We start from the raw sequence: 14075 nt of genomic DNA on the forward strand, positions 1-14075 counted from the left end.
AGATATGTCTATAGAAGATAAAAAGAATTATAATAATTTAGAATGCGGAGATATAATAAAAATTTGCTTTTCGCCATCAGAAGGACATGAGCAAAAAGGATATAGACCAGGTCTTGTTATATCAGATCCCATTACTCAAAAAGAGTTAAATGGCCTAGTAACAGTGGTACCAATAACTAATTCAACTAGTACCTTCCTCACAAGAGTAAACTTAGATGAGTATAATCTCAAAACTAAAGGTGACATATTGATGGACCAAGTTAAGGTTTTAGATTTGAGTATTAGACAATTTGAATTCATAGAGAAAGCACCAAAAGCAGTGATTGGAAAATGTAATATTATATTTAATGCAATTTATGAAAAATTATTAAATTCATAAGTGCTTAAATTAGTGTAACAAGGTTAGCAATAGCTGGCCTTTTTTATTTGAATTCTATTTTAACTTATTATTATAAAGTCTTATCAGGTGGGTATATAGTCAAAGAGAGCATAAATAATATGGAAATCTGGGGAGAATAATCAACTAAAGGAGGAATTTTTATGTTACAAAAGAGAAATATTGGCTTGGCAATTATATTTTCACTTCTCACTTGTGGATTATATAGTATTTATTGGTTCATAAAGCTTACTGATGAAGCTAGCTATTTAAGTGGGGATAGATCTACATCTGGTGGTATGGCATTTTTGCTTACAATAGTTACTTGTGGGATTTATTTCTTCTTTTGGAATTATAAGATGGGTAAACTTATATACCAAGCTCAAGACAGGTCAGGGATAAGAGCTCAAGATAATTCTATTCTGTATTTGATACTAGCAATTTTTCAACTAGGTATTGTTTCTTATTGTATTATGCAATCAGAAATCAATGGTATAATTCAATATGAATATAATAACTAAAAAAGATATTAAAATATTATTGCCAATTCTACTTATCCTGGGAATATTTGTATACTTTGCTGATCCTAGAAATGGACCTATATTTCCGTGCATATTCAATGAAATTACAGGACTTTATTGTCCAGGCTGCGGAATGACAAGAGCAGTAAATTCCATTCTTAGATTCGATTTTTATCAAGCTCTGAGGTATAATGCCCTTATATTTATGATTCCACCAATGTTTGTAGCTTATTATCTATTAGAGGGTAGTAAGTATAAAAAACTATCAAAGGCTATAATAATTCTAATGATAATTATAGCTTTAGGATATGGACTCATTAGAAATACAGAGATTTTTAGTTATTTAGCACCAGTTAATATTTGATTTAGGCAGTAAAAAGAAATGTCAACTATTATAAGGAAGTTCAAATTTATATGTAAAGGATGATAGTCATAAAAAAAGAAAAACTACTTAGATATATTAAAGAGAGTCCGGTGACTTTTACCTTTTTATTGATAATTATTATTTATTTTATAGTAATTAGTTTAAATGGTGGCACCAATGATATAGAGACCTTAGTTAGATTTGGAGCCTTTTTCCCTCCCTTTATTTTCAAGTATAATCAATACTATAGGTTTATTACTTCGATTTTTATTCATATAGGCATCAGCCACTTGTTTTTTAATGGATATGCTCTCTATGTATTTGGAACACAAATAGAAAGATTTTTAGGTAAGAAAAAATACATACTTTTTTTCTTGTTAACGGGCTTGATGGGAAATATAACTACTTATATTTTTAACCCTATTTCTGTATCAGCTGGAGCATCAGGAAGCTTATTTGGGATATTTGGAGCATTTATATATCTAATTCACCGTCACAAAGAAATGATAACCCCTGAAGGAAGAAAGAGTATCATATCAATGATAGGAATAAATTTAGTACTTACAATACTTGTGCCAAGTATTAGTATTACTGCCCATCTTGGAGGGCTTATAGCGGGATATATACTTTCTTATGTATTTATTAAATAGGGGGTGGTCATATGCCACTAGAGATAATCAGAAATGATATAACAAAAATGTCTGTTGATGCAATAGTCAATGCTGCAAATATGGAATTGAAAATTGGGGGCGGAGTATGTGGCGCTATCTTTTCTGCAGCTGGTGCTGAAAAGTTACAAGATGAGTGTAGTAGCATTGGCTCATGTGATGTGGGTCAAGCTGTTGTTACAAATGGATATGACCTTGCTGCCAAGTACATAATCCATACAGTTGGTCCTATATGGCAAGGTGGTAATGAAAATGAAGCCCATCTATTGCGAAGCTGCTACATAAATTCTCTGAAACTTGGCTTAAAGTATAAATGCAAATCTATAGCTTTTCCTTTAATTTCATCTGGGATCTATAGCTATCCAAAGGATCAGGCCCTTCAAATTGCTGTTTCTACCATTGGAGAATTTTTATTGAAACATGAAATGCAAGTATATCTTGTAGTATATGATAAAAATGCCATTAGATTAAGTGAAAAGCTTTTTACAGGGATTAAGAGATATATTGATGATAATTATGTTGAAGAACATAAAAGCTTTAATCGTTCTAGGGAATTAGAGCAAACAGTACGATATCAACTTAAAAGAATTGAAGAGAAAGATTTAGTATATAGTGAAGATTTTTATATGCCAACACCAGAGGTTAAACCTCAATTAAAGGATGTAATGGCAAAACTTGAAGAATCTTTTTCACAAATGCTACTTAGGATTATTGATGAAAGAGGAATGACTGATGTAGAAACCTATAAAAGAGCCAATATAGATCGTAGACTCTTTTCTAAGATACGAAGTGACAAAGATTATAATCCTAGCAAGGTAACTGCCATATCCTTTGCAATTGCACTAGGACTGAACTTAGATGAGACATTGGATTTACTAGGGAAGGCTGGATATACCTTATCCCGAAGCAATAAATTTGATGTAATTATTGAATATTTTATTGAGGAAGAAAACTATAATATACACGAAATAAATGAAGCATTATTTGCTTTTGATCAGATTACCTTAGGGGTATAATTGTCGCTTTGGAAGCGACCAATTATACCTCTTTATTTGATATTCTTTAATTATCAAATAAAGAGGGGGATTATATAATGGAAAGAAAAATAACTGAATTGGTATTTATCTTAGATAAGAGCGGTTCAATGTCAGGTCTAGAAAGTGACACAATCGGAGGATTCAATGCCATGTTAAACAAACAACAAAAGGAAGATGGAGAAGCTATTGTAACTACAGTATTATTTGATGATAAATATGATATCATCCATGACAGAATCAATATAAAGGGAATTAAACCTATTACAGAAAAAGAATATTCTGTTGAAGGATCCACAGCATTATTAGATGCCATTGGAAAAACTATTAACAAAATAGGAAATGCTCAAAAAAATACTCAAAAGGATTATCGAGCTGATAAAGTTGTATTTGTCATAACTACTGATGGCATGGAAAATGCTAGCCGTGAATACACTTATGAAAATATTAGGACAATGATTGAAAGACAAAAGACTAAATATAGATGGGAGTTCATTTTCTTAGGTGCAAATATTGACGCTATCTCTACTGCAGAGAGATTTGGAATTGGTGCAGATAGGGCAGCTACCTATCACGCAGATAGTGAAGGTACAAAATTGAATTATGATGTTGTAAGTGAAGTAGTAAGTGATTTTCGTGCAAATAGAGTAGTTATGCATAATTGGAAAGAAAAAATTGAAGAAGATTATAAGGGGCGTGGAAAGAAGTAAATATTAGGAGAGTTGTAATAGGATGAAAATACATTAAATGCTAAACATAGCCAATAAAAGCACTTTTGTGATATACTGTTTAAGTATGTAAATTCTTATGAAATGGGATGAAAATATTGAAAAAACTTAAAAAATGCCTTGCTTTATTTCTTACACTAATGCTAATACTATCAAATTTTAGTATTTCATTTGCTATAGAAGACACTAATCCAATAAAACTAAATAAATTAGGTCTATTGGATGATATTTCCCCTCAGGTTTTAGATAAAAACTTATCTAGAATGATAGGCCTTACAATGATTTTAAGGTCCTTAGGTTATACTGAGGAAACTGTAAACAAGAGAGCTGATAGTTGTCCTTTTACAGATGTACCTGAATGGTTTAAAGGGTGGGCTACAATGGCTGTTGATTTATCAATTACATCTGGGGTATCCCAAGGGAAATTTGATCCAAATGGGTTATTAACAGAAAAGATGTTTTATTCTCTTCAATTGAGAGCCTTAGGCTATGACAAAGATGAAGCTTGGAATAATACAGAAACTCTAGGAATAAATGCTGGTATAATAAAAAAAGGTGATTCGTTAAATTCTAAATCATTTACTAAAAGAGATGCTTCAGAAGTTATGTTAGCTGCATTAAATTCTAAAGTTCAAGGACAAGATATTAAACTTATAGATAAATTAATAGCTGACAAAGTTGTAGATGAAAATAAGGCTATTGAAGTTGGACTTATTCAAAAAGCTTTTGATTTTAAGGATGGAGAAACAATAACTTTGAAAAATGTAACTCAAATGAGTATGTCATCAAATGGTAAAGTTGTAATTTGGAAGGATTTAATTAGTATGCCCTATGATGAAGATGAAGAAGATTTTTATAGTAAAGATGAAAGTACTGGTGAAATGTTTATAATAAGTAATTATATTCGAGGTTTAAAACTAGATACAGGTGAGACTTTTACAATTCCTTATAAAGGATCAAAGTATTTTCGCCCAATAATATCTTCCAACGGCAAGACTATAATTTGGTCAGAATATAATTCTTCTGGTGCTGAAAGCATGGTTGGTAAAAACTTAGAAACAGGTAAGAAGTTCATCATTTGCGAAGATATTGGTTATAGATCATTTTGGCAGTTATCTCCAGATGGTAAATTGGTATTTTGGCATGACAATCTTTCTGGAGAAAGAATAAATTGGCATGATGATATTTATGGTAAAGACTTAGAGACAGGAAAAGAGTTTGTAGTCTGTGAAGCTGAAGGTGACCAATGGATAGAGGGGATTTCAGAAGATGGCAATATTATAATTTGGACGGATTATAGAAATTGGGATGTAGATGAAAAACGATTTGTCCATATACGGGCAAAAGATTTAAATACAGATAAGGAACTTGTCATTGATGCTGATAGAATGGGATTTCCTATGCCATTTAGAAATCGCTATAGTACTAGTATGAGTTCAGATGGAAAAATTGCAGTATATTTTAGAACTTGGAGTAAAACAATATTTTCTGGAGAAATTTTCGCATTCAATCTAGAGACAGGGAAAGAATTTGTTGTTTGTGGAGAAGAAACAGGAGGATATAAAGAAAACCTCATAATTTCAGATAATGGGAAGATTGCAGTGTGGGAAGACAATAGAAATGGAAATAAATATGAGAGTTCCTACAGTAGTTTAGATATATATGGATTCAATCTAGAGACAATGGAAGAATTTGTAATCTGCAATAAACCTGGAATACAAGAAGATCCTAAGATTTCTTCAGATGGTAAAATTGTAGTTTGGCAAGATCGTGATAAAAATAAAGGTATAAAAATAATATGCGGCAGAAATATAGAAACGGGCAAAGATTTTGAGGTTTCTGGTTTTGGAAGATTAATTGATATTTCATCTGATGGTAGAGTTGTAATTTGGGAAGACTCTAATGATGTGTATATAAAAAATATAAATAATTTAACAAAGTAAAAAAATCTGTTGCTAGATATCTAGCAACAGATTTTTACTTATTTCAATAGATTAATTATAGTGTCATAAACCATCTTAGGTGCTATATTGAAAGAATAATCCTCTTGAAGCCTTTCTGTAAACTTATGAGCATCCTTTCCAAAAGGTCCTATGTTTACAACAGGGAGATTTAGAGATTGCATATCTTCAATCGGTAGATTATACTTCACACCAAATCCTGGCATGTTGTTTTTCAATGATTCAACAGCATTCTCTTCTCTTGGTGCAGCTCCGTAGCTTAAATCAGAAATATAAGGATAGAATTTCTTCATTTGAATATCATATTTTGATTCAGTGTTTTTAATTACATTATCCACTGTATCTAATAGTTTTTTCTCCAACTCTGTTTCCCCTTTTACATATATATGAGGATAATATGGAGGTGAGAAATAAACTACAACTACTGGATCCTTATCAGACCACATATTGTGAACTGCTTCTACCATCTTTAATGCAAATACCCTATCATCCACACCTTCATCTGCCAATAGCTCTGTATTCATTCTCTCAATTAAGTTATCAACCTCATGACCTCTTTCACCTTTAACCTTTTTATAAAGCTCATCATAAGAGATAACTCTTGGAGTCCATGGTAGGCTAGCATATGGATAATTATTAAAGTTACAGTATTTCTTATATTCTACATTTAGAGTATCTATAACTTTTTGGAAGGCTAAGTTAGTTCCAGCCTTAACCTTTTCCATTAGTTCATCAGGAGTACTACTATGAGTACCAAAGTTAAAATACAAATAGCTTGATCTAGCTGTTTGCACTGAGTATTCAGACTTTAAATCCTGTTGTCTCAATGAAATAGGTGGAACAGTGACTTCTCCTTCAGCTTCATCACTATATTTAGTGTTAAAATCCATTTCTTCCACTATAGCCGAGGATATATGGTTAGGGTCTAAACCTCTAAATGGGTCTCCACCGTGTGCTTCGGAGCCTACTATATAGAATGAAGGCATTAATTTTCCTACAGTTCCTACATATATATACTTAGATTCATCGCCTTCGTATCTTGGAGCCATATAATCTGTATCTACCAATGCTTGGTACTCAAATCCTTCTTTTTCTCTAAGTTTAATAAGTTCAGGTACAATATTCAACATGCCTCCTGAATTACCCTCTTCATCACATACAGCAGCAAAAACTAGATTTCCTTCCAGGTCTTCTATACTACCAGAAAGTTCCTCTACAATGGTCATTAGAGTAGAAAGCCCACATTTCATATCAAATATACCTCTACCAAATAGATACTCATTAGACTCTAAGTCCTTTAAGGCATCCTCTGGAATAGAAAGATCCTTTAGTTTTTCCTTTAACTCAAGGGGTTTAGTTGCGTATTCCTTTATTGTTCCATAATCAGATGTACCAACAGTATCAGTATGAGCGATTAATATAACTGTTTTTTTGCTATTACCTTTTTTACCTTTGACATAAGCTAATACACTTTTACGGTTGAGATTATCATTTTTTACATCTATATACTTAACCATTGAAGGGTTAGCTTTAAAATATTTCATTTCTTTAAACTTATGGTATATTCTTTCTACTACATCATTTTCTTCCTTTGAACCAACTACACTATAGATTTCAGTTAATTCAATAGTAAGATCCTTAATTTTATTACTAAGATCTTTCATCCTATCTACCTCCTAAGTCATAAATGCTTATGTCGTACTTTTTTTAGGTTTTGCTTTCTCATATAATTCAGGATTACTAAAGAACTCATTCTTCAAGTCCCTAACTTCTCCACTTAACATTACTAATCCTATCATATTAGGTATTATTATCAATGCTAGCATTATATCTAAGAATTGGTATAAGAATTCAAGTCCACCAAATGCGCCGGCTAAAATGGATAATAAATAGACAATACGCATTACTTTTGAGAATTTAGTATTAAATAAATACTCAGCTTGTTTTTCACCATAATAAACTATAACAATGATAGTTGAAAGTACAAACAATGCTATAGCTATAGTTACTATTATACTACCGAGATTTGCACCAAGTAGTGTTTGGAAAGCAAGCGATGGCATGGTTGCTGCCTCACTAGCAGGAATATTTAGGTAAACGCCTGTTATTATTACTACAAGACCTGTCGCAGTACATACTATTAATGTATCAACAACATTTTCAAATATACCCCACATAGCTTGACGAACAGGATGATCAGTAACTGCTGCAGCATGTGCTATTGGAGCTGTACCCATACCTGATTCATTGGAGTATACTCCTCTTGCTGTACCCCATCTTATAGCAGCAGCTATAGTAGAACCTGTGAATCCACCTACTGCAGCCATTGGAGTAAATGCATGTTTAAATATTACAGCAAGTGCATTTGGTAATTCAGTAATATTTACGATAATTATTGCTAAAGCACCTATTACGTATAATAATGCCATAAAAGGAACTAATTTTTCAGTAACATTTCCAATTCTCTTTATACCACCAAATACTACTAAAGCTACGACTGTTGCTAATAATACACCACTTAACCAAGATGGCATATTTATAGTTGTAGCTGTTTGCACAAATGATGCAGATTGAGTAGCTATGGATGGTATAAGTTCAATCATTAGGAAAAATGAGAATAAGACACCAAGTATTTTACCAAAAGTTCCTCCTACACCATTCTTTAGGAAGTACATAGGACCACCAACATACTCTCCTTCTTCATTCAATACTCTGTATTTAATACCTAATACAACTTCTGAGAACTTGGCACCTGCTCCTACAAGAGCTATAACCCACATCCAGAATACAGCACCTGGTCCACCAAAAGCTATTGCCACAGGTACACCAACAATATTGGAAGCACCTATAGCTGAAGCTAAAGCAGCTGATGCTGCTTGGAAAGCAGATATAGTACCTTCTCCTTTATCTTGCTTCTTAAACATCTTACCAAAAGTTTGCTTCATTGCATATCCAAAATACCTAAATTGTACAAATCCTAATCTAATAGTTAAAAATAAACTTCCACCAACTAAGATTACCAACATTGGGATTCCCCAAAGCCAATTTGAAAAATTAATAATTGCATCTAGTAAACTTTGCATTAAATTCCCTCCTTAATATTTTTGTAAAAACAAAACTATTTGATATTTACTAAACTCACCTCCGATCTTTTTAATTTAAAGAAGTATAATTAAAATGTAAAAGCTATAAATATATATTGCAATTAATGTGCCAACTTACTCAATGTTTGAATTAGTCTAAATATTGAGTAAATTAAAGGGCTAGAGAAAGAGTAAAGTTTCTATTATATAATTTATATCATTCAGATATATTAAAAAGAACAAAAATAGGCAAATAATTATTTGCCTATTTTTGATTAATTTCGATTCCATAGCTTTCCATCTTATATTTAAGTGATTGCCTTGATATTTTTAATAATTTTGCTGCATCCTTGAGTGTATTGCTACTCTCTAAGGCTAAATTAATATACTTAATCTCGGATTTTTTCATGACCTCAGATAAATCAAATTCATCTGATTCTTTTATGTCTATTATATTTTTGTCATTTACATTAGATTTTAGTATGTGATTTGGTAAATCTTTTACTTCTATAACATCGCCTTCTATAAAGTTAAATGCACTTTCGATAATATGTTTAATTTCTCTAACATTGCCAGGCCAATTATAATTCATAAATAGATCTAAAACTTCTTTACTTACACCTACAATATTTTTATTCATTTTCAAATTATATTCATTTATAAAGAAGTCTATTAGAGGTGGGATATCTTCTTTTCTTTCTCTTAGGGGAGGTATATGTATGAGTACAACCCCTAATCTATAAAACAAATCTTTTCTTATTCTATTAGATTCCATAAGATACTCAGGCTCTTCATTTAAAGTAGATATTAGTCTTACATCAACATTTATAAGATTTTCACCGCCTACTCGTCTAAAGCAATTATTTTCTGTTACTCTTAATAATTTAGATTGAAGGTTTATGTCCATGGAATTCAATTCATCAAGGACTAAGGTGCCTCCATCAGCGATATCAAAAATACCAACCTTATTCTGTGAACCAGTAAAACTTCCCTTTGTAGTTCCGAAAAGAATGCTTTCCCCCAATGTTGAAGGAATGGTGGAGCAATTTTGTACTAAAAAAGGGCTGCTTTTCCTAAAACTATGGTTATGTATTGCTTTTGCCACTAACTCCTTACCTGTTCCAGTTTCTCCATATATCATCACAGGTGAGTTTGTTTGTGCTACCTTTAAAATCTGTTTTTTTACTCTTTTCATCTTTGGGCTATTTTCTATTATATCGTCAATTGTAAAGAACAAATGGTTTTTTATCATATTATTTTCTATGCTATCTTTATCAAGTCCCATAAAATCCTTATCAAAATATCTATCAATTTCTATTGCGCCTATTATTTCATTATTGTATATCAAAGGCAATGTGGTAACCAGTACAGTAACAGTTCTTTCTTTAAAGATATTTAAATGCTGTTTTTCATTTATAATTACTTCATTATTTGTTAAAGCTCTCATGACTGTACTTGTATCCATATCAAGATGTTGATGTAAATTTAATATATGCATACCAATAGGATTTTCTACTATTCTAGCACCTAGACTATTAACGGTCTTATAGTACTGAATATAACCTTCCTTATCTGTTATTAATAGAAAATCAAAATCTTGGAATAACTTTGGAAGCTCCTTTATATTTAATTTAGCCATATTATCACCTCTTGAAATTATTCTAGTCTTCTTTATCTTATCATTACAAACATAATTAGACAATAATTTTTGCATTATTTTGAAAATAGTCACTTGTATGTTATAATAATGAAAATAATAAAGTGGAGTGATGGTTTATGGATGACTGTAGACAAGATTTAATCGACCTATTATCTAATCTCATAAGCATATATAGTCCATATTTTAAAGAGCAAGAGATAATGGAATTTGCTTACAATTGGTTAAAGGATAGAAATATACCTGTGGATTATCATAAGTATTATGAAGGCAAGGTTACAAACTTCAATGGCATAAATTTAGTAGGAAGTATTAAAGGAAGGGAAAAAGGTCCTAAAATTCATCTAAATGGACACTTAGATACAGTTACAATTACAGAAGGATGGACAAAGGATCCACTAAAAGCAACTATTGAAGGAGACAAGCTATATGGATTAGGTGCATTGGATATGAAGAGTGGTTGCACTGCAATAATGATAGCTTTAGAAGCTTTCTTACGCAATGTAGATGATTTCAAAGGTGAAATAGTATACTCCCTTGTATCTGATGAAGAAGGACCTTATGGTTTGGGAACAGATGCCATAATATTGGATGGATTACTTAAAGATATTGATATGTCATTAATTGCAGAGCCAAGTAGTGGTTTTGCCGCTGTTGAATTTCCTTGTATATGTTTAGGTGCGAGAGGAGGATACAACTATAGAGTAAACCTATATGGTAAGGCTAGCCATGCAGCTAATCCTGAATTAGGAATTAATGCAATAGTAGATGCAGCTAAACTAATTACTGAATTGGAGAAGATTCCATTATATGAAGATCCTAAATTAGGCAAAGGTTCTTTAGTTGTGATTGATATCAATGGAGGGGGAGCTGCTGCTAGTACTGCAGAAAAAGCCAGCTTCACAGTATTCAGACATACTGTAAGAGGTGAAGACAAGAATCTTTTAATTGAAGAGGTAAAGACTGCTGCAGCTAAGGCAAATATTAGGAGTAAATATGAAGTTGTATTTAGAGATGCTCCTCATGAAGAAGTAGATGCTTTTCAGCCTTATGTAGTAGATGAAGATAATGAATATACAATAAAACTACAAGAAAGTATTAAAGAGATTACTGGAACTAATGGAAATATTGCATATTTCTCTAGTATTGGAGACTTTAATTACCTTGGGACAAGAGTAGGAGCACCAGCATTTATTTTTGGAACCCATGGCAAAAACTATCATGCTGCTGATGAATGGGTTTCAATTGATAGCTTAGTTAAAACTACTCAAATAATATATGATTTATTAGTAAGATTGTTAAAATAGAATTGCTAAACTAAATTTACCCCGTCAAAGACTAAATCCCAATGATTATTCATTGGGATTTAATATTAATTATTATTTTTCATCAATTCTTATAAAATCACGAGTTTGTAGATACCATCTTAGTTCAGCTTTTACTTCGCCGCCTTCATCAGGGAATTTAAAGCAGGCAGCAGATCCTTTTTTAAATGGTATAAAAACTCCTGAGAGTTCTTGACTCCATATTGAAAGGAAAGGTTGTTGACCTACCATGATGACAGTAGTGCCTGGTTCAATGCCAGAAATAAGTTCTCTAAGTAAACGAACGCTACCTCCAGTTCCAAGGAAATCTAGAATTATTGGGCTTGGAAGAGATAATTCTTCTGATAGTGTCTCAGCAGTTTCTCTTGCTCTTAATTTTGAGCTAGAGTAAATTTGGACTTTATCATGGTTACCAAGCATTGTATCAAATCCTGATATACTTTTCTTTAATAGTGTCTTTCCCCTAATTGAAAGAGACCTTAAATCATCCTCTGAGGCTCTTGATTTATCCTCTGCCATTCCATGTCTGTAGAGTATAAGATGTTTACTCATATGTTATTCTCCTTTTTAAATAAATTTGATATTACAATATTACCCATTTTCAAATAAAAAAACCAAGAAACTAATAAAAAACAGAGAGGCAACATAATACTTTTCTCTATAGATAATTAATATAATGATTTGCGTCAGTAAATGAAATATAATATAATAAGCATATTATATTTAAGTTCATTTCAATGTTATATGAGATCTGAAATGAGTATAGGACGATAAATAAATAGGGATGTGGTTTTATTCATGGAGTTTAATTCAAAGCAGATGAAAAACGCAATACTTTTAATCACTTTTGCAATTGTATTGATGTGGCTATTAGACAATATAGTTGGTATCTGGGGAATAATTTCTGGTTTTTTAGCAATTATAACTCCTTTTATTATTGGGGGTGCCATAGCATTTATCCTCAACAATCCAATGAATTATATTGAGAAAAAATTATTTAAATCTAACTCTCCACTAAGAAAGACCAAGGAAAGCTTTAGAAGACCTTTAAGCTATTTGGTGACACTACTAGTATTTTTAGCTACAATTTTTATAGTACTATTTATTATAGTTCCAGAATTAGCTAGAACAACTAAGGATTTAGCAGTAAAATTACCTACATATTGGAAAACTATGGAGATGTTTATCACAGAAAATTTAAGTGATAACCCATGGATAATGGATTGGATTAATAGTATCAGCTTTGATTGGAATACAATACAAAGTAATATATTTGCTTTCCTCAAGAATAGTGTATTTCTATGGCTAGGATCCACATTTTCAATAGCTTCATCGGTGGTCAGTGGTATAGTTACATTTGCTGTAGGATTTGTATTTTCAATTTACTTGCTATTACAAAAAGAAAGCTTAACAAGACAATGGAAAAAGGTTATTTTAGCTTTATTCCCTAAAAAAGCTGCTGATAGAATATTTTATATAGGAAGATTATCAAACACTACTTTTGCCAACTTTTTATCTGGTCAATTATTAGAAGCAATAATTATTGGAGTACTTTTCTTTGTGGCCATGGTTATATTTAAATTCCCTTATGCCCTAATGATTAGTACAGTTATTGCAGTTACAGCTTTAGTTCCTATCTTTGGTTCTTTTGTTGGATGTTTTATAGGTGTGTTTTTGATTGTAGTTGAGAGTCCAAAGATGGCTTTATTATTCATTATTATGTTTTTAGTGATACAACAAATAGAAGGAAACTTAATATACCCTCATGTAGTAGGAAAGGCCTCTGGGCTTCCATCTATATGGATTCTTGTTGCTGTAACAGTAGGAGGAAGTTTAATGGGAGTACTTGGGATACTATTGTTCATTCCTCTGTTCTCAGTACTATATACAATAGCTTCCGAATATATAAATAATCGATTGAAGGAAAAGGGTATTAAAAGGATTAAGTAGAGAAGGTGAAAATATGGATAAGCAAATAGATATGTTCAGTACAATAAATACTAATAATAAGGTTCCTGATACATGCATTCCCAAGGGAGTGAAGCTAAAGGCTAGACAATTGTGGTGTCCATATTGTTCTAAGCCTGTAATATTCATAAAAGACAAAGAGCGAGGAATTAGGAGATGCTCATATTGTGGTATTAGCGACAGAGATTATAATGTAAAACAAGTAAATAAAAAGTGGCTTTGACCTTCATCTGCTTTAAGATGAAGGTTTTTTAGAAAAAATTTACAAAAAAAGAAGGAATTTGTAAACTTATGTAGAATATATAATATAGATTATATGAAAACTTAGAATAATTTGATAACATTTAGGGATAGGGCTGGTTTAATGTCATATAATGTATTTAAGTTGCA

At 31.6% G+C, this 14075-nt stretch carries 14 protein-coding genes; 10 read left to right on the forward strand and 4 right to left on the reverse strand.

Features of this window, described 5'->3' with window-relative positions; translation table 11 throughout:
* Nucleotides 1-4 precede the first annotated feature (4 nt).
* From RIN63_RS02615 to RIN63_RS02645, 7 genes are all read left to right on the forward strand, one after another.
* Entirely contained in the window at nucleotides 5-379 is a 375-nt protein-coding gene (locus RIN63_RS02615; protein ID WP_310443100.1) for a type II toxin-antitoxin system PemK/MazF family toxin, read from the forward strand.
* A 161-nt stretch (nucleotides 380-540) separates the two neighbouring features.
* Complete coding sequence (locus RIN63_RS02620) at nucleotides 541-897, forward strand: DUF4234 domain-containing protein (RefSeq protein ID WP_310443101.1); 357 nt, start codon at nucleotides 541-543, stop codon at nucleotides 895-897.
* Nucleotides 881-1261, forward strand: a complete 381-nt coding sequence (locus RIN63_RS02625; RefSeq protein ID WP_310443102.1) for a DUF2752 domain-containing protein — start codon at nucleotides 881-883, stop codon at nucleotides 1259-1261. Before RIN63_RS02620 ends, RIN63_RS02625 begins: the two co-directional genes overlap by 17 nt.
* A 59-nt stretch (nucleotides 1262-1320) precedes the next feature.
* Complete coding sequence (locus RIN63_RS02630; protein WP_310443103.1) at nucleotides 1321-1911, forward strand: rhomboid family intramembrane serine protease; 591 nt, start codon at nucleotides 1321-1323, stop codon at nucleotides 1909-1911.
* Between the two features lie 11 nt (nucleotides 1912-1922).
* On the forward strand, nucleotides 1923-2945 hold the full coding sequence (locus RIN63_RS02635) for a macro domain-containing protein (protein ID WP_310443104.1): 1023 nt from the start codon (nucleotides 1923-1925) through the stop codon (nucleotides 2943-2945).
* A 77-nt stretch (nucleotides 2946-3022) separates the two neighbouring features.
* Entirely contained in the window at nucleotides 3023-3673 is a 651-nt protein-coding gene (locus tag RIN63_RS02640) for a vWA domain-containing protein (RefSeq protein WP_310443105.1), read from the forward strand.
* A gap of 116 nt (nucleotides 3674-3789) precedes the next feature.
* Entirely contained in the window at nucleotides 3790-5634 is a 1845-nt protein-coding gene (locus tag RIN63_RS02645) for a hypothetical protein (protein ID WP_310443106.1), read from the forward strand.
* Between the two features lie 38 nt (nucleotides 5635-5672).
* Here RIN63_RS02645 and RIN63_RS02650 read toward each other — a convergent pair whose 3' ends face one another.
* The 3 genes from RIN63_RS02650 to RIN63_RS02660 form a co-directional block, all read right to left on the reverse strand.
* Nucleotides 5673-7316, reverse strand: a complete 1644-nt coding sequence (locus tag RIN63_RS02650) for a M20/M25/M40 family metallo-hydrolase (RefSeq protein ID WP_310443107.1) — start codon at nucleotides 7314-7316, stop codon at nucleotides 5673-5675.
* A gap of 27 nt (nucleotides 7317-7343) precedes the next feature.
* Nucleotides 7344-8735 carry a sodium:alanine symporter family protein gene (locus tag RIN63_RS02655; RefSeq protein ID WP_310443108.1) on the reverse strand — a complete coding sequence of 464 codons (1392 nt, stop codon included), beginning with the start codon at nucleotides 8733-8735 and terminating at the stop codon, nucleotides 7344-7346.
* A gap of 265 nt (nucleotides 8736-9000) precedes the next feature.
* A complete protein-coding gene (locus RIN63_RS02660; RefSeq protein WP_310443109.1) occupies nucleotides 9001-10374 on the reverse strand; it encodes a sigma 54-interacting transcriptional regulator in 1374 nt (457 codons plus the stop codon).
* Between the two features lie 137 nt (nucleotides 10375-10511).
* Between RIN63_RS02660 and RIN63_RS02665 the strand changes: the two genes are divergently transcribed.
* Nucleotides 10512-11699, forward strand: coding sequence for a M20/M25/M40 family metallo-hydrolase (locus RIN63_RS02665; protein WP_310443110.1), 1188 nt, complete (start codon nucleotides 10512-10514; stop codon nucleotides 11697-11699).
* A gap of 72 nt (nucleotides 11700-11771) precedes the next feature.
* Here RIN63_RS02665 and RIN63_RS02670 read toward each other — a convergent pair whose 3' ends face one another.
* Entirely contained in the window at nucleotides 11772-12269 is a 498-nt protein-coding gene (locus tag RIN63_RS02670) for a hypothetical protein (RefSeq protein WP_310443111.1), read from the reverse strand.
* A 267-nt stretch (nucleotides 12270-12536) separates the two neighbouring features.
* Here RIN63_RS02670 and RIN63_RS02675 point away from each other — a divergent pair, with 267 nt between their 5' ends.
* The gene (locus RIN63_RS02675) at nucleotides 12537-13667 is read left to right on the forward strand and encodes an AI-2E family transporter (RefSeq protein WP_310443112.1); all 1131 of its coding nucleotides are present in this window, start codon (nucleotides 12537-12539) and stop codon (nucleotides 13665-13667) included.
* Between the two features lie 13 nt (nucleotides 13668-13680).
* The gene (locus RIN63_RS02680; protein WP_310443113.1) at nucleotides 13681-13908 is read left to right on the forward strand and encodes a hypothetical protein; all 228 of its coding nucleotides are present in this window, start codon (nucleotides 13681-13683) and stop codon (nucleotides 13906-13908) included.
* Nucleotides 13909-14075: the final 167 nt, after the last annotated feature.

The organism is Tissierella sp. (assembly GCF_031460495.1).
Lineage (GTDB): Bacteria > Bacillota > Clostridia > Tissierellales > Tissierellaceae > JAVKTS01.